The 21,409-nt window shown below is 73.5% G+C and carries 18 protein-coding genes; 12 read left to right on the forward strand and 6 right to left on the reverse strand.

Features of this window, described 5'->3' with window-relative positions; all coding sequences use genetic code 11:
* Window positions 1-14: 14 nt before the first annotated feature.
* Together IE329_RS00540 and IE329_RS00545 are read right to left on the reverse strand one after the other, a co-directional pair.
* Window positions 15-1,529 (reverse strand): cryptochrome/photolyase family protein, encoded by a 1,515-nt coding sequence (locus IE329_RS00540; RefSeq protein ID WP_190208718.1) that lies wholly within the window; start codon window positions 1,527-1,529, stop codon window positions 15-17.
* The gene (locus tag IE329_RS00545) at window positions 1,526-2,059 is read right to left on the reverse strand and encodes a DUF4383 domain-containing protein (protein WP_190208719.1); all 534 of its coding nucleotides are present in this window, start codon (window positions 2,057-2,059) and stop codon (window positions 1,526-1,528) included. Before IE329_RS00545 ends, IE329_RS00540 begins: the two co-directional genes overlap by 4 nt.
* Window positions 2,060-2,536: 477 nt before the next feature.
* Here IE329_RS00545 and IE329_RS00550 point away from each other — a divergent pair, with 477 nt between their 5' ends.
* The 3 genes from IE329_RS00550 (at window position 2,537) to IE329_RS00560 (ending at window position 4,646) form a co-directional block, all read left to right on the forward strand.
* Window positions 2,537-3,022 carry a DUF427 domain-containing protein gene (locus tag IE329_RS00550; protein WP_190208720.1) on the forward strand — a complete coding sequence of 162 codons (486 nt, stop codon included), beginning with the start codon at window positions 2,537-2,539 and terminating at the stop codon, window positions 3,020-3,022.
* A gap of 233 nt (window positions 3,023-3,255) precedes the next feature.
* The gene (locus IE329_RS00555; RefSeq protein WP_190208721.1) at window positions 3,256-3,474 is read left to right on the forward strand and encodes a hypothetical protein; all 219 of its coding nucleotides are present in this window, start codon (window positions 3,256-3,258) and stop codon (window positions 3,472-3,474) included.
* 188 nt (window positions 3,475-3,662) lie between these two features.
* Entirely contained in the window at window positions 3,663-4,646 is a 984-nt protein-coding gene (locus IE329_RS00560) for a MerR family transcriptional regulator (RefSeq protein ID WP_190208996.1), read from the forward strand.
* Between the two features lie 130 nt (window positions 4,647-4,776).
* Here the strand turns inward: IE329_RS00560 and IE329_RS00565 are convergent, their stop codons facing one another.
* A complete protein-coding gene (locus IE329_RS00565; protein ID WP_190208722.1) occupies window positions 4,777-5,742 on the reverse strand; it encodes an ABC transporter substrate-binding protein in 966 nt (321 codons plus the stop codon).
* A 1,095-nt stretch (window positions 5,743-6,837) separates the two neighbouring features.
* Here IE329_RS00565 and IE329_RS00570 point away from each other — a divergent pair.
* Window positions 6,838-7,632 (forward strand): SGNH/GDSL hydrolase family protein, encoded by a 795-nt coding sequence (locus IE329_RS00570; protein WP_190208723.1) that lies wholly within the window; start codon window positions 6,838-6,840, stop codon window positions 7,630-7,632.
* Between the two features lie 305 nt (window positions 7,633-7,937).
* A complete protein-coding gene (locus IE329_RS00575) occupies window positions 7,938-9,317 on the forward strand; it encodes an alpha-amylase (protein WP_190208997.1) in 1,380 nt (459 codons plus the stop codon).
* Between the two features lie 184 nt (window positions 9,318-9,501).
* Here the strand turns inward: IE329_RS00575 and IE329_RS00580 are convergent, their stop codons facing one another.
* Window positions 9,502-10,044: a TetR/AcrR family transcriptional regulator gene (locus tag IE329_RS00580; RefSeq protein WP_229927052.1), complete on the reverse strand. Its 543-nt coding sequence runs from the start codon at window positions 10,042-10,044 to the stop codon at window positions 9,502-9,504.
* 196 nt (window positions 10,045-10,240) lie between these two features.
* Between IE329_RS00580 and IE329_RS00585 the strand changes: the two genes are divergently transcribed.
* Entirely contained in the window at window positions 10,241-11,956 is a 1,716-nt protein-coding gene (locus tag IE329_RS00585) for an MFS transporter (RefSeq protein WP_190208724.1), read from the forward strand.
* Between the two features lie 111 nt (window positions 11,957-12,067).
* Here the strand turns inward: IE329_RS00585 and IE329_RS00590 are convergent, their stop codons facing one another.
* Both IE329_RS00590 and IE329_RS00595 read right to left on the reverse strand, forming a co-directional pair.
* Window positions 12,068-12,790 carry a phospholipid scramblase-related protein gene (locus tag IE329_RS00590; protein WP_190208725.1) on the reverse strand — a complete coding sequence of 241 codons (723 nt, stop codon included), beginning with the start codon at window positions 12,788-12,790 and terminating at the stop codon, window positions 12,068-12,070.
* Between the two features lie 361 nt (window positions 12,791-13,151).
* The gene (locus tag IE329_RS00595) at window positions 13,152-14,441 is read right to left on the reverse strand and encodes a cyanophycinase (protein ID WP_190208726.1); all 1,290 of its coding nucleotides are present in this window, start codon (window positions 14,439-14,441) and stop codon (window positions 13,152-13,154) included.
* Between the two features lie 337 nt (window positions 14,442-14,778).
* Between IE329_RS00595 and IE329_RS00600 the strand changes: the two genes are divergently transcribed.
* The 6 genes from IE329_RS00600 to IE329_RS00625 all read left to right on the forward strand — a co-directional run bounded on the left by IE329_RS00600 (window position 14,779) and on the right by IE329_RS00625 (window position 21,147).
* A complete protein-coding gene (locus tag IE329_RS00600) occupies window positions 14,779-15,741 on the forward strand; it encodes an ABC transporter substrate-binding protein (protein WP_229927053.1) in 963 nt (320 codons plus the stop codon).
* A 1-nt stretch (window position 15,742) separates the two neighbouring features.
* Window positions 15,743-16,702 carry an amino acid ABC transporter permease gene (locus IE329_RS00605; protein ID WP_190208727.1) on the forward strand — a complete coding sequence of 320 codons (960 nt, stop codon included), beginning with the start codon at window positions 15,743-15,745 and terminating at the stop codon, window positions 16,700-16,702.
* A gap of 16 nt (window positions 16,703-16,718) precedes the next feature.
* Window positions 16,719-17,471 carry an amino acid ABC transporter ATP-binding protein gene (locus IE329_RS00610; RefSeq protein ID WP_190209000.1) on the forward strand — a complete coding sequence of 251 codons (753 nt, stop codon included), beginning with the start codon at window positions 16,719-16,721 and terminating at the stop codon, window positions 17,469-17,471.
* Window positions 17,468-18,676 carry a M20/M25/M40 family metallo-hydrolase gene (locus IE329_RS00615; protein ID WP_190208728.1) on the forward strand — a complete coding sequence of 403 codons (1,209 nt, stop codon included), beginning with the start codon at window positions 17,468-17,470 and terminating at the stop codon, window positions 18,674-18,676. The genes IE329_RS00610 and IE329_RS00615 overlap by 4 nt, the downstream gene beginning before the upstream one ends.
* Window positions 18,677-18,860: 184 nt before the next feature.
* Window positions 18,861-20,144: a cyanophycinase gene (locus IE329_RS00620; RefSeq protein ID WP_190208729.1), complete on the forward strand. Its 1,284-nt coding sequence runs from the start codon at window positions 18,861-18,863 to the stop codon at window positions 20,142-20,144.
* Between the two features lie 115 nt (window positions 20,145-20,259).
* Window positions 20,260-21,147 carry a MurR/RpiR family transcriptional regulator gene (locus IE329_RS00625; protein ID WP_190208730.1) on the forward strand — a complete coding sequence of 296 codons (888 nt, stop codon included), beginning with the start codon at window positions 20,260-20,262 and terminating at the stop codon, window positions 21,145-21,147.
* Window positions 21,148-21,409 lie beyond the last annotated feature (262 nt).

A 21,409-nucleotide genomic window follows, 5' to 3' on the forward strand; every position in this document is an offset into this window, starting at 1 on the left:
CGGTGCCCGCGGGGTCAGGGCGGCGCCTGACCGCGGGCGTGTTCGGCGGCCAGCAGTTCGGTGAGCCCGTCCAGCCGGCGCAGGCCGGCGGCGGCCTGCGCGGTGCGGTGGTTGGCGGCGAGCAGCTCGCGGTGCCGGTGGACGAAGGCCCAGTACCCCGTGGTGAACGGGCAGGCCCGCTCGCCGAGGCGTTCGGTGGGCCGGTAGCGGCACGGGCCGCAGTGGTCGCCCATCCGGTGCAGGTAGGCGCCGCCGGCCGCGTAGGGCTTGGTGGTGACGAGGCCGCCGTCGGCGTACTGGGACATGCCGATGACGTTGGCCGCCATCACCCAGTCGTAGCCGTCGACGAAGCTGCGGTGGAACCAGTCGGTGAGCTCGCGCGGGTCCCAGCCGTGCTGCAGGGCCCAGTTGCCGAGCACCATCAGCCGGGGGATGTGGTGCACCCACCCGTGGTCGCGGACCTCGGCCAGGACCCCGGCCAGGCAGCGGGCGGTGACGGCCTCGGCGTCGAGGTCGCGGAACCACGGCGGGAGCGGCTCGTGATGGCCGAGGCGGTTGGCGTCGCGGTAGTCCGCGCCGAGGTGCCAGTACAGCTGCCAGACGTACTCGCGCCAGCCGGCCACCTGGCGGACGAAGCCCTCGGCGCTGTTGAGCGGCACCTGCCCGGCGCGGTACGCCGTCTCGGCGGCGCGCACGCACTCGCCCGGGTCGAGCAGGCCGAGGTTGAGCGGGACGGAGAGCGCGCTGTGGGCCATCCACGGGTCGGCGTGCAGCATCGCGTCCTCGTAGCGGCCGAAGTCGGCGAGGCGGTGGGAGACGAAGTGGGTGAGCGTCCGTTCGGCCTCCGCCCGGGTGGCGGCGAAGCGGCGCGGCCCGTCCCGGCCGGTGAACGCGACCTCGCCGGTGCGCTCCCAGCGGTCCAGGTCGGCCCGTACCTGCCGGTCGATCTCGTCCTCCTGCGGCTCGGACGGCGGCGGCAGCGGGAGGGTGGCCGCCCCCTTGGGCGGCGGCTGCCGGTTGTCCCGGTCCAGGTTCCAGCGGCCGCCGGCCGGGGTGCCGTCCGGCTCCAGCAGCAGGTGCTCGGCGCGGCGCACCCGGTGGTAGAAGTCCTCCAGCAGCAGGCGTCGTTCACCGGGGGCACCGGCCCAGCGGCGGAAGTCGGCGAAGGGGACGAGGAAGCCGCGCGGGGGCAGCACGGTGACCCGGGGGAGGTCCTGCACCAGGCCGAGGGCGGCCCGTGAGGTGGGGTGGCACACGGTGACCCGGCGTCGGCCGACCGCCTTGGCCAGGCCCTCCCGGTAGGTGTCGGCCTGCACGTAGCGCGCCCGCTCGCCCAAGGCGTCCGCGGCGTGCCGCAGGGCGGACAGCACCAGGTGGGCCTTGGCGCGGTGGAACCGGCGCCGGCGCAGCACCGAGCGGGCCTCGATCAGCACGACGGGCGCGTCCTGGTCCGGTCCGTCCTCGCCGGGGGCGAGGAAGTGCGGGCCGAGCTGGTCGGCGAAGACCCAGTGCGGGCGCGGCCCGGTCATGCCGGACGTCCGGGCAGGGTCGCGCGCCGGGGCCGGTCCGGTACCGGCGCGGCTGCGGTCCGGCCGTCGGTCCGCGGGTGACGGTGCCGCCAGTACGGGTTGTCGTACGGCAGCCTGCCGCTCACCCGGCCGTACATGCCGAAGGTCGCGATCACCAGCCCCATGACGAAGCTGAACAGCACGTTCTGGATCCGGAAGGCCAGGATGTTGGCCGAGGAGTCCAGCACCGCCAGGTTGGCGAAGCCGCTGAGCACGAACAGCGTGCCCACGGTGATGTTGACGGTCGAGGCGGTGTTGCCGCCGATCACGGTGCCGGCGATCAGGACCACGGCCGCCACGACGGACACCAGGCTGAGCAGGCCGTTGCTGGAGAGGCCCGCGATCGGCTCCCCGTCGGTGCTGAAGAAGGACAGTCCGTCCGCCAGGCCCAGACAGCCGAAGACCAGCAGCGCGGTACCGCAGAGTCCGGCCCCGACCCGGTAGACCTGGGACAGGCGGTGGTCGACCGGCAGGTCGTCGTGGAGTTTCATGGTCTGCTCCGTTCCGGACGGCTCGCTCGGGCGCGCGTCCTGCGGCCCTGGCCCCAGATTCGGCCGTCGCAGCACCCGGGAACACTTGCAGCGCTGCTGCACCGCTTGGCGCCGCCCGGCCGGCGGGTTCGCTCCGGGCAGGTGGCTCCGCCCCGGGGCAACGGCTCCGCTCCGGGCCGCTCCGCTCCGGGCCGGCGGCTCCGCCCCGGCGCGGGGCCGGCCGTCCGGGGTGCGCACGAGGCCGCGCAGCCCGGCCGGGCCTCCGCTCGCCGGGCGCCGAAACGCTGCAAAAGCGGTTCAACTGTCCTCCGGAGGCCTGATCGCTGCACCGTGGCGTTGTGGCCTCGCGACCCGGCCGCGGCTGTGGCCGTGCCCGCGACCGCCGCGACCGCGGAGTGCGCGTCACCGGCGGCCGGCCACGTGAGCGAGAGGCGCCGTCCGGGCCGTCCGGACCGGCCGGCAGGGAGGAGCGGAACGATGACCCAGGCAGGGCACGCCGCGGAGTCGGTCTGGGACTATCCACGCCCCCCGGCCGTCCGGGCCGCTCCCGGCCGACTGGTCGAGGTGTGGTTCGGCGGCCGGCTGGTCGCGGCCACCAGGCACGCCGTCCGGGTCCTGGAGACGAGCCACCCGCCGGTCTACTACCTGCCGGCCGCCGACGTGGCCACCGAGCTGCTCACACCGGCCGGGGCGGGGAGTCACTGCGAGTGGAAGGGGCAGGCCCGTTACTGGGACGTGGTGGTCGGCTCGCGCCGCGCGGCGGAGTCGGCGTGGAGCTACCCGGAGCCGCTGCCCGGGTACCGCGAGATTCGCGAGATGTTCGCGTTCTACCCGGGCCGGGTGGACCGCTGCACCGTCGACGGCGAGACCGTGCGCGCCCAGGAGGGCGACTTCTACGGTGGGTGGATCACCGCGGAGATCACCGGACCCTTCAAGGGCGGCCCCGGTACCTCGACCTGGTGAGCACGATGTCGGGACGCTCCGCGCGGGCTCGCGAGTCTCGCCCGGGCGATGCGCAAACGCTGCGATTGGGCCGGGGCGGCGGTCGGCGCGACCATGGAGCCGTTGTCCGACCGGGGAGTCCGGTGCCCGGCGGGGCCGCGGGCCGTCGGCCGGCGCGGTTCACGCCGGGGCGGTTCGCTTCCGCCGGGCCGCACCCCATGCACATCCGGAACATCCGACCGAGGGAGGACAGGATGACTGTCGACCAGAGGCTCCCGGTGGACGAGCGACCGGTGCCGGTGAGCCGTCCCGCCGAGACGCCCGAATGCGAGGCGTCGACCTGCGCGGGGATCTCCACCCCGGAGTCCGTCGAGCTGCACACGGCCTGGCCGGGGTGGGTTCCCCTGCTGGTGATCGCCGTCATGGTGGTGTGCTGCGTCGGCTTCGCGGTGGGGAGGATCGCAGGATGGTGACCTCGGCGGCCGGGTACGAGGCCGGAGCGCGGGGCGACGGCGCGCCCGCCGCGCCGGACCTCGGCCTTGCCGCGTCGGACCTCGGCCTTGCCGCGTCGGACCTCGGCCTTGCCGCGCCGGACCTCGGCCTTGCCGCGCCGGACCTCGGCCTTGCCGCGCCGGACCTCGGCCCGGCCGCGTCGGACCTCATGGAGGACGTGGGGCTGCCGACCGGGGGCGTCGCCCAGCGCCTGGGGGTCTCGCCCACCACGGTGCGCTCGTGGGAACGCCGCTACGGCATCGGCCCGGCCAATCGTGAGGCGGGGCACCACCGCCGCTGGAGCCCGCAGGACATCGCCGTCCTGGAGACGATGTGCCGCCTGACGGCCCGCGGGGTGTCGCCGGGCGAGGCCGCCCGGGCCGCCCTGGCCGAGCGCACCGCGGCGTCCCGCGGCGGCGACCCGCCCGCCGTCCTCCGCCGGCCCCGGCCGTCCGGCTCCGGCGACGTCCAGGCCGGACGAGGCCCCGGCGGGAGCCGGGCGCTGCGGGTCGGGACGGTCCGGCCGGAGTGCCGCGGCCTGGCCCGGGCGGCGGTGCGGCTCGACGCGCCCGAGGTCGTCAGGATCCTGCGCGAAGCGGTCGCGGCGCTCGGGGCGGTGGAGGCGTGGACGGAGGTCATGATGCCCGCCCTGCGCGCCGCGGGTCGCAAGTGGGCGGCGGACGGCGAGCAGTACGTCGAGGTCGAGCACCTCCTCTCCTGGCACGTGTCGAGCGTCCTGCGCGGCGTGGCGATCCAGTCCGTCACCGCCCGGGCCGGCCGGCCCGTCCTCCTCGCGGCGGCGCCCGAGGAACAGCACACCCTGCCGCTCGAAGCCACGGCCGCGGCGCTGGCGGAGCGCGCCGTCCCCTTTCGGATGCTCGGGGCCGCCGTGCCGCCCCGGGCCCTGCTCGACGCCGTCCACCGGCTGGGCCCCGGCGCCGTGATGATCTGGTCGCAGGACCGGCGCACGGCGGATCGTGAGCTGGCGGGCCTGGTGAGCGGCAGCTCCTGGGGCCCGCGCGGCTCGCGCAACCGGGCCCTGGTGGTCACCGCCGGCCCCGGCTGGGCCCGCGTCCGGCCCCCGGCGGGCGCCGCCGCTCCCCGCAGCCTCCCGGCCGCCGTCGACCTGCTCGAACGGGCGGTCACGGGCTGAGGCGCGCGCCCCGGCCTTCCCGGACGGCGGCGCGCGCATCCCCGTACCGTCCACGGAGCCTGTCCGGAGGCGGCGGTGCGGCGGCGGGTTCCCGGACCCGCCGACCGCCGCGCCGGTTCACCGCGTCCGGTCAGTCCAGCGCGCCGTTGACGGTCGCCTTCGGGATCGCGATGCCGGGCACGTGGCGGGCGGCCAGGATCTTGCCGTAGGTGCCGTCGTCCATCAGTGACTGCAGGGCGGCCTGGACGGCTTCCTTCAATCCGGCGACGCTCTTGGAGACACCGATCCCGATGGGCGAGGCGCTGGTCTCGCCGACGGCCTCCTTGCCGGTGACGGCCTCGAAGACGGAGCCGCTCTCTGCGGTGTCGGCGACGTAGACGGCCGTCACCTCGTCCAGGAAGTCGGCCACCACCTTGCCGCTGCGCAGGGCGAGTTGGGCCTCCGAGTCCTTGGGGAAGGCCAGTACGGTGATCGGCGGCAGCCCCATGCCCTTGCACAACTCCTGGCGCTGCTCCAGGATCTTCTGGTGGTTGGTGCCGGACTGCACCGAGACGGACCTGCCGCAGACGTCGGTGACGACCTTGATCTTCTCCGGGTTGCCCTTGCCGACGAGCCATCCGGGGCCGGCGTTGATGTAGTCGACGAAGTCGACGGCCTTCTCGCGCTCCTTCTTGTCGGTCATCGCCGACATCACGGCGTCGAACTTGCCCGCCTGGACGGCCGGCAGGATCCCGTCGAACTTCTGCGCCTGGAAGTCGAACCTGACGCCGAGGCGGGCGCCGACGGCCGTCCCGAGGTCGACGTCGATGCCGACGATCGTCCTGCTGCCCTCGCTCTCGTACATCTCGAACGGCGGGTACGGGACGTCGGTGGCGACCCGCACCACGCCCGCCTTCCTGATGTCGGCCGGCAGCATCGCCGCCAGGTCGGGCCTGGAGCTGATCGCGATGCCCTGCACGGTCACGGTGGCGGGTGCGGCGGCCTTGTCGGAGGCGTTCTTCGGCGTACTCGTGCAGGCGGCCAGCAGGGGGCCGCACAGGGCGGCGGTCGCCGCGATCGCGACGGATCTGAGCACGGTGGAGTGGTTCGCAGGCATGGGGGAGCCTTCCAGCGCTGTGAGGGAGGTGAGCGGCGAGAGTGCCGAGCGGTGTGAACAAAAATTACATCGAGCCAAAGAGCATCATGAATGTATTGAAGGTTACAGTCCGGCAACGCGTGACCGGCTCCCATGAGCAGGCCTGAGCAGGCCTGAGCAGGCGTGCGCAGTCGTGCGCAGTCGTGAACCGCGCGGACCGGGTGAACCGGGTGACCCGCGTCGGCGCTCCTGCTCGGCCCGGTGCTCCCGTCCGAGGCGCGCACTCCCGGTGCGGACTCCCCGGTGCGGACGCACCTGGACGACTCCGACGGTTCAGGTGATTCATCCGGTGCCGAGGCCGGTGGAATCGGCGCGGTTCCCGCTGCGGAAACCGTTCGGAATATCCGATGCCTACGAGCTGCGAGGCGCGCGCGGATTCGGCGGGGCAGGGATGTCCGGATGTGAGATTGCCCAGGAGAAGGGTTCGGTGACGGCCGATCACCTGGGCGGGCCGCCCGGCCGGACGGCCTGCGGGCGGGGTGGGGCGCCGCCTCGGCGCGCGACGGAATCGGCTGTTCAGGGTGCTGGGCGGACTGTCGGCCGAGCCACCGGCCCGCCGACGGTGCGGCTGCCGGCCGGGCGGGCCGGTGGCAGGTGTTTCCGCTTTCCGCTCGCCCGGCAGGGGGCTACCGGGAACGCGGCGCGTGATGGCCCCGGCGGGCCCGGCCATGGACGGGCGACCACGAACAGATCGGGTTTCACCGGTGCGCATTCGGCGGTCGCGTGGACGGCATGGGGGCGACGGGCCGGCGGTCGTCGGTCGCCTGTCGGTGTTCGCCGGCGGCGGCCGCCGGGCGGTGGTCGTGGGCGCGGAACGGGCGGGCCTTGGTGTGCCTCGGCGGCCCATGACGCCGGCCCCGCTCCGGCGTGAGAGTGCCGCCCCACACCGCGCCCGCGAGTACCGTGCGGCCGCTGCTCCCTCAACTCCCGTGCAGTGAGGGGGTGGTGAACCGGGTTCACAAAACCGCCCCTGTGGCGAATCTTTCAGTACGAGGGTCGTCCGGCTAAAAAGTTACCGCCGCGTCAACATGGCGCGCGTAGACCGCTGGAGGACCCATGAGATCGCGCTCCGTCCTGCCCATGTTCGGCACCGTCCTGCTGCTCGCCGGCAGCCTGCTCCTCGCCGCGTCGCCGGCCTCCGCCGCCGGCGGGCGGTACGTGGCGCTCGGGGACTCCTACTCCTCCGGCGAGGGCACCGGCGACTACATCGGCTCGGCCGGATCCTGCGACCGCAGCAACCACGCCTACCCCGCCCTGTGGGCCGCCGCCCACGCGCCGTCCTCGTTCGCGTTCGTCGCCTGCTCCGGCGCCACCACCACGGACGTCATCAACAACCAGCTCTCCGCGCTCAACAGTTCCACCACCCTGGTCAGCATCAGCGTCGGCGGCAACGACGCGGGCTTCGCCGGCGCCATGCAGACCTGCGTGCTCAGCGGGACCGACGCCTGCCTGACCGCCGTCAACAACGCCAAGTCCTTCGCCAACTCCAAGCTGCCCGGCCTCCTCGACCAGGTCTACGCGGGCATCCGCAACCGCGCCCCCTCCGCCCGCGTGGTCGTCCTCGACTACCCCCACCTCTACAAGATCGGCGGCAGTTGCTCCTTCGGGATCAGCGACACCAGCCGCAGCGCCATCAACGGCGCCGCCGACACGATCGACTCCGTGATCGCGGGCCGGGCCGCCGCCGCCGGATTCAGCTTCGGCGACGTCCGCCCGAACTTCACCAACCACGAGATCTGCTCGTCCGACTGGTGGTTGAACAGCACCCGCATCCCGGTCCACGAGAGCTACCACCCGAACTCCGCCGGCCACACCAACGGGTACCTGCCGGTCTTCGCCGCCCGGGCCTGAGTACCCGTCCGCCGGCCGTCCCGACGTCCGCCCGTTCGCCGTCCCGCTGCCGTACGGGACGGCGGGCGAGCCCTCGCACCGTCATCCGCAACCCTTGACGGCCCCACCGGCAGGTCGTACGTTCTGCGCTGCCCCGCAAATATTTCCGGCAAGTTTCATGACTCTGCAGGCAACTTGCTGCAGGAGGCATCATGCCGTGCTTGAGGGCTCCCCGGCTCCCACCCCCACCAGGAGACATCGTGGACCACCCCACCCCCGTGCCCCGCCGACGGCGCCGGGCCACGCTCACCGCCGCGACCCTGGCCATGGCCACGGCGGCGGCCGGCCTCGCGACCGCCCCCACCGAAGCCGGCGCGGCCACCCCGGGCAGCAAGACCGTCACGGCGACGCTGTTCGAGTGGTCCTACGCCTCGGTGGCGAAGGAGTGCACCAACGTCCTTGGCCCGAAGGGCTACGGCTACGTCGAGGTGTCACCGCCGCAGGAGCACATCCAGGGCAGCCAGTGGTGGACGTCCTACCAGCCGGTCAGCTACCGGATCGCCGGCCGGCTGGGCGACGCGACCGCCTTCGGTTCGATGGTCAGCACCTGTCACGCGGCCGGCGTGAAGGTGGTCGCGGACGCCGTCGTCAACCACATGAGCGCGGGCTCCGGCACCGGCACCGGCGGGACGGTCTACACCAAGTACAACTACCCCGGCTACTACCAGGACTGGGACTTCCACTCCTGCCGGACGGACATCTCGAACTACGCGGACCGTGCCAACGTCCAGAACTGCCAGCTGTCCGGCCTGGCCGACCTCGACACCGGCAGCGACTACGTCCGCTCGACCATCGCGGCCTACCTCAACAGTCTCATCGCCAAGGGCGTCGACGGGTTCCGGATCGACGCCGCGAAGCACATCGCCGCCGGTGACCTCGCCGCGATCAAGGCCAAGCTGACCAACCCGGGCGTCTACTGGGCCCAGGAGGTCATCTACGGCGCGGGCGAGGCCGTGCAGCCCGGCGAGTACACGGGCACCGGCGACGTCGACGCCTTCATGGGCGCCTACGACCTCAAGCGGATCTTCGCCAACGAGAAGCTCGCCTACCTGAGCAACTGGAACGACTCCTGGGGTGCGGGCTACCTGCCGAGCGCCAACAGCCGTACCTTCACCGACAACTGGGACACCGAGCGGAACGGCTCCACCCTCAACTACAAGTACGGCAACACCTACACCCTCGCCAACGTGTACCTGCTGGCCTGGCCGTACGGCTCGCCGAACGTCTACTCGGGGTACGAGTTCAGCGACATCGACGCCGGGCCGCCGAACGGCGGTACCGTCAGCGCCTGTTACCAGAACGGCTGGAAGTGCCAGCACGCCTGGCGGCAGATCGCCAACATGGTCGGGTTCCGCAACGCCACCAACGGCACCGCGGTGACCAACTGGTGGTCGAACGGGAACAACGCCATCGCCTTCGGCCGCGGCTCCAAGGGCTACGTGGCCGTCAACCACGAGACCACCGCCGTCACCCGGACCTTCCAGACCTCCCTGCCGGCCGGCAGCTACTGCGACGTCCAGCACGGCGACCCCGGCGCGGGCGGCGGCTGCAGCGGCCCCAAGTACACCGTCGCCTCCAACGGCACCTTCACCGCCACCGTCGGCGCGGGCGACGCCGTCGCCCTCTACGTCGGCGCGGGCGGCTGAGGCGCTCATCCGGCGCCTCGCTCCCGAACGGCACCAGGACGGCCCTGGTCCGGGCCGCCCGGTCGACTCCACCGGCCGGGAGGGCTCCGCCACCCTCCCGGTCGGCGGGACGTAGCTGCTCGGCAACGCCGGCCGGGCGGTGCGGCCGCCCTCCGGCGCCGGGCCCCGCACCGGTGGGCCGCGCTCAGAGCCCGCGGGCGACGGCGGCCAGTACGGTCTCGATCGCGACCTGGACCTCGTCGGCGGGGAGGTCCCGCAGCGGGCCGTCCACCAGCAGGCCGGCGAGGCCGTGGACGGCCGACCAGGCCGCGTACTCGGCGCCGGGCCGCCGGGCGGCCGGGAGCGCGCCCACCGCGACGAGTTCGTCGAGCCGGGCGCCGAGCAGGGTGTACGGGTCGGTGTCGTGGTCCGGACGCGGACCGCCGTCCGGGTGCGGCCCGGCGGGAGTGCCGCCGTGGGTGGTGGCTCCCGAGAAGGCGGTGCGGAACCAGCCGTGCTCGGTGAGCGCGAAGTCGAGGTAGGCCCGGCCGATGGCGGCCAGCCTGGCCCAGGCGCGGGGGACGGGCTCGTCGGGGGGGACCAGGGCGGTGCGTTCGGTCATCAGCAGGCCGAGCTGCTCCATGCAGCGGGCGGCGACGGCGGCGAGCAGGTCCTGATGGTCGGCGAAGTGCCGGTAGGCGGCGTTGTGCGAGACACCGGCCTCGCGGCTGACGGCGCGCAGCACCACCGCCGAGGGGCCTCCGGCGCGGGCGAGTCGGAGGCCTGCCTCGACCAGGGCCGCTCGGAGATTTCCGTGGTGATATGTCCGATTCTCCAAGATTCCACCGCTTTCCGGCCGCATGTTGACAGTGTCCACTTTGGGTGGAAATGTGTCAAACATCGCATGTTGTCACTGTCCACATGCTCGGCGGTTGGAGTCACTCATGCCCGCCCTCACGCCTCGTCGGCGCCTGCTCGTCCTGGCCACGGTCTGTCTGGCCGCGTTCGCCATCAACCTCGACACCACGATCGTGAACGTCGCACTGCCCGAGCTGAGCCGGGAGCTGGACGCCACCACCCGCGAGCTGCAGTGGGTGGTGGACGGCTACAACCTGGCCTTCGCCGCGCTGGTGCTCACCGCGGGCTCGCTCGGCGACCGGTTCGGCCGCCGGCCGGCCCTGCTGTGGGGGCTCGGCGGCTTCGCGGCCACCAGCGCCCTCGGCAGCGTGGCCGGCTCGCCCGGCGGGCTGGTGGCGGTCCGCTTCGCGATGGGCGCCTGTGCGGCGACCATCTTCCCGACCACCCTCTCGATCATCACCAACACCTTCCCCGACCGCCGCTCCCGCGCCAAGGCGGTCGGCGTGTGGGGCGCCGTGACGGGCCTCGGGGTCGCCGTCGGCCCGGTGGCCGGCGGCCTGCTGCTGGCCCACTTCGGCTGGCCGTCGGTGTTCCTGGCCCTGGTGCCGGTGGCCCTCCTCGCCCTCGCCGCCACCTGGGCCTGGGTGCCGGAGTCCAACGACCCGTCCTCGGCCCGCCTGGACCCGCCCGGACTGGCCGCGTCCTCGGCCGCGGTCGGCATCCTGGTCTACACGATCATCGAGGCGCCGGAGCGCGGCTGGGGCGCCCCCGTCACGATCGCGGGCTTCGTCCTCGCGGTCGTCCTCGGCGCGGTCTTCGTCCGGATCGAGCGCGGCCGGGCCCACCCGATGATCGACATGACGCTCTTCCGCACGCCGGCCTTCTCGGCCGCCAGCGGCTCGGTCACCCTGGCCTTCTTCGCGCTCTTCGGGTTCATCTTCCTGGTCACCCAGTACTTCCAGTTCGTCCGCGGCTACGGCGCGCTCTCCACCGGCGTGCGCGTCCTTCCGGTGGCCCTGACCATCGCGGCCGGCTCGCTGGGCGGGGTGGCCCTGGTCGCCCGGCTCGGCACCCGCGCCGTCGTCACCGGCGGCCTGGTCCTGCTCGGCACCTCCTTCGCCTGGATCGCCACCTCGCCGACCTTCGTGCCGTACGACCGGATCGTCGGGCAGATGGTGCTCCTCGGACTCGGCCTCGGGCTCACCACCGCCCCGGCCACCGAATCCATCCTCAGCGTGCTGCCGCCGGCCAAGGCCGGTGTCGGATCGGCGGTCAACGACGCCACCCGTGAGGCGGGCGGCACCCTGGGCGTCGCCGTCCTGGGTTCGGTCTTCACCTCCGTCTTCGCCGGCCGGCTGGCCGACACGTCGTTCGCCGACCTGCCGCCGCGGACGGCCGCGGCCGCGGAGGAGTCGGTCGCCTCCGCCCTCGGCACCGCCGCCCGCCTCCAACGCGCGGACCTGCTGACGGCCGTCCAGAGTTCGTTCATGGACGCCTTCCACCTGGCCTGCCTGGTGGCGGCGGGGGTGGCCCTGCTCGGCGCGGTCGGTGCCCGGCTGGCCCTCCCCGGCCGCATCGCCCGTCCGCCGGGCGGCGCCGCCGGCCGGCCGCTCCCGTCCGCGCCGGGGGCGGAGCGGGCCGGCCGGGCCGCAATCCCGGCGACCGGGGGCGGCGGCGACACGGTCGCACCGGCGGCGGCCGCAGCGTCGACGGCGGACCGCCCACCCGGAGCGGCGGGAGCGGCGCCGGCGGACCGCCCGCCCGTACCCACGGTCATGTCCCGGCGCCACGGCCTCCGCTGACCGGCCCGCGCCGTACGGAGTCCCGGCCCCGGCGGGGCCGACGGCGCCGGGGACACGGCAGGGCCCGCCCCCCGTCCGGGGAGGCGGGCCCAGGGGCCTTGCGGCGTCCGGCTATCCGAGGCCGCGGGCGTCCTGCTTCAGCGCGGTGTCGACGGTCAGCGCGGTCGCCACGACCAGGCTGAGCAGCGGGTCGGCGAGCGGGCGGTGGATCTGCAGGACGTAGTTGTCGGCCGTGGTGAACATCGTCTTCGCCAGGCCTTCCCAGGTCTTGGTGATCCGGGCGATCTCGGTGTCCGTCTCGTCGACGATGGAGAAGTTCCAGGCCCGCCAGTTCTCGGCCTTGACGGCGCCGATCTTCTGGCCGCCGACCTCCAGCGCGAAGTTGATCTTCCCGATGGCGTTCTGCTGAACGATCTGGCCGACCTCCTGGCCGTCCGGACGCTGCACGATCACCCGCGACTTGATGAACTTCGCCGGGCGGGTGAGCAGCAGCACCGGCGTGCCCTGCGCGTCGCGGATCTCCAGCTTGTGGGTCAGGTACTGGTCGATGGAGAAGAGCAGCCGGATCACCTTGCGCAGGCCGCTCTGGCCGACCTGGACCACCGAGCCCAGCGTGCCGCCCTGCTGGTCGAAGACCGAGTACTCGTTGGTCAGCTCGATCAGCTTGGCCTTCTGGTTCACCACCAGGACCGGCTCGGAGAAGAGGGTGCCACCGCCACCGGTGACCGGTCCGATGCCCGCCTGCTGCTGGACCTGGCGCTGCACCTTGGCGGATTCGCCGGCCGGAGCGGTCTGCTGGGCGGGGATGCCGGGGGTGTTCGTGTTCTGGGACATGGCGGGCAGGCTAGGCCCAATCCATCGTGGACAGCTAGATCGTTTTGTCCGGCACCGGGGTCGTCCGGAGCTCGGGATTATGGCCTTGACCAGTGCTTTTGGTTGCCGCGAACGGCAGTTGACCCGTATTCGGCGGAACGGATGTGGCCGAAGTCACACCCGTCGTCCGCCTGCTCCGTGCTCCCCGGGGCCCGGTCCGGTGCGCACCGCGCCCCGCCGGACGGCGACGGGGGCGCGGTGGCCGTGGTGGCAGGCCGGCCGCCGCCGTCCCGGTCCGCACGTCTGCCGGGCCGTCACGCGCGGGGGCGGACCGCCGGCGGGTCGCAGGTGGGCCGGTTCCCGGGCCGGTGGTGGTGGTCGGTCAGTAGACGTACAGGTGGGTGGTGAGGTTGGCGAAGGAGACCGCGCTGCCGCTCTTCCAGGCCTTGTAGCCGGTGCCCTTGGTGAGGTCGGCCTCGAAGGTGGGGCCGCTCTCGTAGCTGATGCCGTACTGCGTGGTGCTGCGGCCGGCGTTGACGAGCTCGGTGGCCATGGTGACCATCCGGTAGGCGTGGTCGGTCGGCGAGTCCGGGGAGGAGAACACGTCCGTCCAGCGGGACCCGACGGTGCCGCCGGACGGTGCGTACGCGGGCTTGGCGGAGGTGCTCGTCCAGGTGCCCGGGGTGTAGGTGTCCCCGCTGGTCAGGTAGCTCCACCTGACGTTGTCGACGGCCCAGTAGCCGGCCGAGGTGCCGACGGTGGCGTTGCGCAGGTCGAGGACGGAGACCCCGTGGCTGCCGACGACCTTGTCGCTCTCGTTGGCGGCGCCGGGGTTGGTGACGACGAGGGCGGTGTCCTCGTCGATGCCGAAGGCCCGGGTGTGCCCGGTGTCGGCGGCCAGGCGGGTGATGCGCCCCTCCCGCCCGCGGGCGGCGAAGTGGGTGTCGAGCAGGCCGGAGGTGAAGAAGTTGAAGCCGCCCTCCGGCCGGTAGGAGAGGTCGTCGGGGTAGCTGCTGCTGATGCTGGTGGAGGAGCCGTACCGCAGGCCGTCCCAGCTCTCGCCGCCGGTGACCATGTCGCGGCCGTTGGCGATGGCGGTGCCCGCGCTGGTGCCCATGATGACGGCGCCGGCGTTGAACCTGGCCCGGATCGCGGCCAGGGCGGGGGAGTCGGTGTTGTCGCTCTTGAGCAGGGTGGTGACCAGCCGGCTCTGGTCCCCGCCGCCGAAGAAGAACCCGTTGAGCGAGTTGATCTGGTTGACCACCGAGCTGCCGGCGTTGTTGGAGATGTGGTCCAGGTCGATCGGGATCCACTGCGCGTCGGCCACGTGGTACGTGTTCCTGAGCAGGTCCGCGTAGTAGGCGCCGTTGCAGACCGAGTTGCTGCAGGTCGCCGGGTCGGAGGCGTTCGGGTCGTTGGCGGGGACGTCGGAGGCGGCGGTGATGATGCCGATCCGGGCGTTGGAGGCGCCGCCGGCCAGGTTCACGAAGGCGCCGTAGACCTGCGCGTTGTCGGCGGCGATCGCGCCACCGGCCAGCACCAGGCTGCCGGTGGGGGTGGCGGCCGCCGCCCCGGTCGCGGGTGCCAGGACGCCCGCGCCGAGAGCGGCCGCGGTCAGGGCGCGGACCGCCGCGCGGCGGGCGGCGGCGACGGCTGTGGGGGAGAGGGGCATGGGTGCTCCATGGGGGAGGGCCTGACGCTCTGTGGGTGCAGGCGGTCAGGCGGGCAGGACCCGCTCCGAAGGTGGGGCAACTGGCGGGCCTGAAACGGAAGATACAGATCGGCGCGCCAGCTGTGAAGGTGTAATCGGAGTACTGGCTGCCTGGCTGGTCAAGGCCGATCCTGTCGGACATGCCCCCGTTACCAACATGAAACAGTCATTACATCTAGCCAATGAAATGACTGATGTGTAATTTCTTCTCGACAGGCAGATCCCGCACCCCGGGGTCGCGGTGAGAGCCACCAGGGCTCCCGCCGGACCCGGGTGCATGTGAGAAGAGGTACCTCCCGTGCTGACCACCCTCCGCGACAGACGCGCCGCCGCCGTCGCCCTCGCCGCCTGCGGCGCGCTGCTGCTCACCGCCTGCTCCGGCGACGGCGGCTCGTCCGGCGGCGACGCCGGCGCGGCCGCCCAGGCGGTGACCGTCGCCGGCGTCGAGATCAAGCAGGACGCCGCCCTGCACGCCGCCCTCCCGGACGCCGTCAGGAAGGCCGGCAAGGTGCGGGTCGCCACCGACGTCCCGTACCCGCCGTTCGAGATGTACATCGCCGAGGGCAAGACGGAGATGACCGGCCTCGACCACGACCTCGGCCAGGCCCTCGGGGCCAAGCTCGGCGTCAGGTTCGAGTTCACCGCCCAGAAGTTCGACGGCATCGTCCCCGCCATCCAGGCCGGCAAGTACGACGCCGCGATCTCGGCGATCACCGACAACAAGGAGCGCGAGAAGGTGGTCGACTTCGTCGACTACTCCGCCTCCGGCACCGGCATCCTGGTCGAGGCCGGCAACCCGCACGGCATCGTCACTCTGAACGACCTGTGCGGCCGCCCGGTGGCCGTGCAGACCGGCACCAACCAGCAGAAGCTCCTCGACAAGCAGCAGGACGCCTGCAAGGCCGCCGGCAGGCCCGCCGTCGACGTCCAGGCCTTCCCCAAGGACTCCGACGCGCAACTCGCCCTGCGCTCCGCCAAGGTCATCGCCGACGTGCTGACCAAGCCCGCGGCCGGCTGGACCGCCAAGACCGCCGACGGCGGCAAGGCCTTCCAGGTGGTGGACGACCCGGCCGCGCCCGGCGGCTACAACGCCTCCCCGAACGGCGTCGCCGTCTCCAAGGACCTGCCCGGACTCACCGACGCCGTCCAGAAGGCCCTGCAGCAGCTGATCGACGACGGCTCGCTCGCCAAGATCTACGACAAGTACGGCGTCGCCTCCATCGCCGTCGAGCAGGCCACCAAGAACGGCGCGGTGGACTGAGATGGCCGCCTCCCTCCACCCCGCCGCGCAGGTGCGCCGGGCCGACGCCGGCGACCACCCCGGACAGCTGCGGGCCGTGCCCGTGCGCCACTGGGGCCGCTGGGCCGCCGCCGTGCTCGCCGCCCTCGCCCTGGCCGGCCTGCTCGGCTCCCTCGCCAAGAACCAGAACCTGCACTGGGACGTCGTCGGCCACTACCTCGTCGCCGGCCTCATCTTCGACGGCCTGGTCACCACCCTGTGGCTCACCGTGGCCGCCATGGCCGTCGGCCTCGCGCTCGGCACCCTGGTCGCCGTCATGCGGCTGTCCGCCAACCCCGTCCTGGCCGCCCTGTCCTCACTGTTCGTCTGGGCCTTCCGCGGCACCCCGCTGCTGGTCCAGATCATCTTCTGGGCCTACGCCGCCGCGCTGTACAAGCACGTGATGATCGGCATCCCGTTCACCACCGTGACCTTCGTCCGGTTCGACACCAACAGCCTGCTCACCCCGAGCATCGCCGCCCTGCTCGCGCTGGGCCTCAACGAGGCCGCCTACGCCTCCGAGATCGTCCGCGCCGGCATCCAGTCCGTCGACCCGGGCCAGCAGGAGGCCGCGCACTCGCTCGGCATGAAGCCCGCCCTGACGATGCGCCGGATCGTCCTCCCGCAGGCCATGAAGGTCATCATCCCGCCGATGGGCAACGAGACCATCAACATGCTCAAGACCACTGCGTACGTCTCGGTCATCGCCGCCCACGACCTGATGTCCAACATCCAGGACGTGTACGCCCAGAACTACCAGGTCATCCCGATGCTGGTGGTCGCCGCCCTCTGGTACCTCGCGCTCACCACCCTGCTGAGCGGACCGCAGGCCTGGCTGGAGCGCCGCTACGGACGCGGCACCGCCCGCGCCGCCCAGGTCCCGCCCCTGCGCCGCCTGTTCACCGGCGTCGCCGGCCGCCTCACCACCGAACGGAAGGGCTGAACCGATGGCCCGGCCCATGGTGCACGCCCAGGGCGTGCGCAAGCACTTCGGCAGGCTCGACGTCCTCAAGGGCATCGACCTGACCGTCGAACGCGGCCAGGTGTGCTGCCTGCTGGGGCCCTCCGGCTCCGGCAAGTCCACCTTCCTGCGCTGCATCAACCACCTGGAGCGGGTCGACGGCGGACTCCTCGCCGTCGACGGCGACCTGGTCGGCTACCGCCGCAGCGGCGACAGGCTGCACGAACTGCGCGAGAGCGAGGTCGCCGAGCGGCGCCGCGAGATCGGCATGGTCTTCCAGCGCTTCAACCTCTTCCCCCACCTCACCGCGCTGCAGAACGTGACGGAGGCCCCGGTCCGGGTCGCCGGCGTCAACCGCGCCGACGCCCGCCGCGAGGCCCTGCGCCTGCTCGACCGCGTCGGCCTCGCGGACCGCGCCGACCACTACCCGGCCCAGCTCTCGGGCGGCCAGCAGCAGCGGGTCGCGATCGCCCGCGCGCTGGCGATGAAACCCAAGCTGATGCTCTTCGACGAGCCCACCTCCGCCCTCGACCCGGAACTCGTCGGGGACGTCCTCGACGTCATGCGCGACCTGGCCGCCGACGGCATGACCATGGTGGTCGTCACCCACGAGATCGGATTCGCCCGCGAGGTCGGCGACACCGCCGTCTTCATGGACGAAGGCGTCGTGGTCGAAGCCGGTGACCCCCGCCGCGTCCTCGGCGACCCGGAGCAGGAGCGCACCAAGGCGTTCCTGTCCAAGGTTCTGTGAGCGCCCCCGCCCGCAGCGCCGTCACCGCCGCCGAGCTGCTCCCGCTCGCCGAAGCCGCACTGCCCCGCTACCTGGCCGAGCTCGCCGAACTCGTCGCCGTCGACTCCGGCTCCTACAGCCCGCACGGCGTCAACCGGGTCGCCGACCTCCTCGCGACCCGCCTGCACGGGCTGGGCTTCACCGTCGAGCGCACCCGGCCCGACCCCGGGCACGGGGCGCCGGTGGGCGACGTCCTGGTGGCCCGCCGCACCGGCCGGCTCACCGCCGCGGCCGGCGGCCGGCGGATCCTGCTGGCAGGCCACATGGACACCGTCTTCGAGGACGGCACCGCCGCCGAACGGCCGTTCGCCATGGTCGGCGCCATCGCCCACGGGCCCGGCGTCAGCGACGACAAGGGCGGCCTGCTGGCCGGTCTGACCGCCGTCGAGATCCTGCTGCGGGCCGGCTGGGACGACTGCGCCGAGCTGGTGCTGATCGCCACCCCGGACGAGGAGATCGGCTCGCCGGCCAGCCGCCCGGTGACCGAACGCGTCGCCGCCGGAGCGGACTACGCGCTCGCCCTGGAGTGCGCCCGGGAGAACGGCGACCTGGTGACCGGGCGCAAGGGCGTCGCCGACCTCCAGCTCGTCGTCACCGGGCGGGCCGCCCATGCCGGCATCGAGCCGGAGCGCGGGGCCAACGCGGCGCTCGCCGCGGCGCACCACGTCGTCGCCCTCCAGGAGCTCAACGGCCGCTGGCCCGGCGTCACCGTCAACGTCGGCGTGCTGCGGGCCGGCACCCGCCCCAACATCGTCTGTCCCGAGGCCGAACTGCGGATCGAGGTCCGGGCCGGCACCACCGCGGGCCTGCACCTGGCGGCCGACGCCGTGCGCGCGCTCGCCGCCCGCGAGGTCGTGCCCGGCACCACCACGACCGTCGTCCAGGTCGACCTCTGCCCGCCGATGGAGGACACCCCGGCCGCCCGGGCGATGTACGCCGTCGCCCGCGGCGCGGCGGCCGACCTCGGCGTGACCGTCGGCGCCGCGGCCACCGGGGGAGTGGGTGACGCCAACCTGATCGCCGGGACGGGGGTACCCACGCTGGACGGCCTCGGACCGGTCGGCGGGGCCGACCACACCCCGCAGGAGTGGCTCGACACCTCCACCGTGCCGACCCGCGTCGCCATCCTGGCCGCCACCGTCGCCCGGCTCGGCCGGGAGTCCTGATCGCCGGCAGTCCTGATCCCCGGATGTCCTGATCGCCGGCAGCTCTGATCCCGGCAGCCGCGAACCCCGGCGCCGGCCCGGATCCGGCCGCCGGAACCGGGGCCGGGCGCGCCACCGCGAGCCTGGCCCCACCCCCCTCGCGTCCCGTCCCCTTCACCACGTCACCTCTCCTCAGGAGTCCCACGTGTCCCGCAACAGAACGCTCAGAGCCGCCACCGTCGTCGCCGCGGCCTGCCTGCTCGCCGTCACCGCCGCGCCGGCCGCGTCCGCCACGGCCCCCCGTCCCGGCGGCGGAACGCTGATCCTGGTCGGCGGCGGGCTCAAGGACGTCCGCATCTACCGGGAGATCGTCGCCAAGGCCGGCGGACACGGGCGGGCCCGGATCGGGGTCCTCACCGCCGCCTCGGTCCCGCCCAGCCAGGACCCGGACGCCGCCGACCCGGCCACCTGCTCCAACTCCGCCTGCAACGGCGCCTACTACGCGGACCTGTTCAAGCAGTACGGCGCGGCCGACGCCCAGTGGGTCCCGATCGACATCGAGCACGTGGCCGCCGCCGACTCCGACGCGGTGGTGGCCCAGGTCGACGCGATGACCGGGTTCTTCTTCGGCGGCGGTGACCAGTACCGCTACGTCACCAGCCTGCTGCACGGCGCCGCCCACACCGACTCCAAGGTGCTGGCCGCGATCCGCGCCAAGCTCGCCGCCGGAGCCGTCGTCGCCGGGTCCAGCGCCGGCGCGCAGATCGCCGCCGGCCGCGACATGGTCACCGGCGGCGACAGCTACCAGGCCCTGCGGGACGGCTCCGCTCCCGGCTGGTTCGACGACGCGAGCAGGCTCGGACACCTGCCCGAGGGAGGGTTCGGGTTCTTCGGTGCCGGACTGATCGACACCCACACGGGCACCGAAGGCCGCGAGGGCCGCGCCCTGCGGCTGGCCGCCGACACCGGGCACGACCGGGTGTTCGCCCTCGACGAGGACACCGCGGTGGAGGTCGAGCACGTCGGCACCCGTCAGGAGACCCTGCGGGTGCTGGGAACCCACGGCGTCGCCGTCCTCGACCTGCGCCGCGCCCGCACCCGCACCGGCACGACCGGCTGGTCCGTCGACCACGTCCGCTACAGCTACCTCACCGACGGAGACCGCTACGACCCGCGCACCTGGCAGGCCCGGCCGGCCGACGGCAAGAGCCCGCTGCGTCCGGCCGGCACCGCGCCCGTGCCCGCCAACACCGACGTCTTCTCCTCCGTCGACAACCCCGACGCCGTCCCGTACTCCTTCAGCGGCACCGCCCGCGCCCTCGTCGCGACCACCGCGCAGCGCAGCGCCACCGCCACCACCTACGAGTCGGCACCCGGCTTCCGGGTCACCCTCACCAGGACCGGCGACACCCGCGCCTGGACCACCGACGGCCGCACCGCCGTCTCCCTCACCCAGCTCGACACGGCCGTCGCCCCGCTCGCTCCCTGACCGCCGATCCGGTCAGGAGGCCCTCCGCGGCCCGGCGCGCCGCTAGGCTGCGGGGATCAGGTCCGTCCCCGTCCGACCGGGCGGCAGCCGCCGTCCCGCGAAAGGAACACGCACCATGGCCTCCCCCACGCTCGCCGAGGACATCCGGCAGAGGCTCGGCGAGTGCAGCCCCGCCGAGCGCAAGGTGGGCCGGGTGCTCCTGGCAGGCTGGCCGGCGGCCGGGTTCGAGACCATCGCGACCCTCGCCGAACGCGCCGACGTCAGCGCGCCCACCGTCCTGCGGTTCGTCACCCGCCTCGGCTACCGCGGTTTCCCCGACTTCCAGACGGCCCTGCGCGCCGAGCTGGACGAACGGCACGCCTCGCCGCTGACGCTCTACACCGCCGGCGGCTACGGCACCGCGGCGGCGGACGGCGCCGCCGGGGCGGACGCCGGCCCCGCCGCGCTGCTGGGACGCGGCCGCGAGGTGTTCACCACCGCCGTGGACCGCACCCTCGCCGAAGTGCCGCCGCACGACCTGGAACGCGCCGTTCAGCTGCTGTCCGACCCGAAGCGCCACATCACCCTCGCGGGCGGACGCTTCACCCACCTGCTGGCCCAGTACCTCGGCCTGCACCTGATGCAACTGCGCGACGAGGTCCGCTTCCTGCCCGACCGCCCGGTCGAGCGCACCGCGCACCTCGCCTCGATGGGCCGCCGGGACGTCCTGGTCGTGTTCGACTACCGCCGCTACGAGGACGACAAGGTCACCATGGCCGAACTCGTCCGGGACGCCGGCGGGCGCGTGGTCCTCTTCACCGACACCTGGCTCTCCCCGGTCAGCACCCAGGCCGAGGTCGTCCTCTCCAGCCAGGTCGGCGCCCCGTCGCCCTACGACAGCCTGGTGCCCACCCTGGCCGTGGTGGAGACCGTCGTCGCGGGCGTCATCACCGCCCTCGGCGAGGCCGCCCACCAGCACATGCAGCGCGGCGAGGAGACCGCCGAACGGGCCGGCCTCACCTGACAGCGGCGCCACCACCCTTGCACCGCACGGCGCCACGGCCCGCCCGGGGTGCCGGCACCTGCCGGTCGGGTACCGGTCGGTGGGAGGGCAGCCGGTGCAGGGGTCAGGAGTCCGCGGGGGCGGCCGTGGTGTCCGGTTCCGTGGTCTCCGAGTCCCGGGCGGCCGGCTCCGCGTTCGCCGCCTGAGTGTTCGCCGGCTGTGCGTTCGCCGGCTCCGCGTTCGCCGCCTGAGTGTTCGCCGGCTGTGCGTTCGCCGGCTCCGC

Origin of the sequence: Kitasatospora indigofera, from assembly GCF_014655955.1 — a bacterium.
Classification (GTDB): Bacteria; Actinomycetota; Actinomycetes; order Streptomycetales; family Streptomycetaceae; genus Kitasatospora; species Kitasatospora indigofera.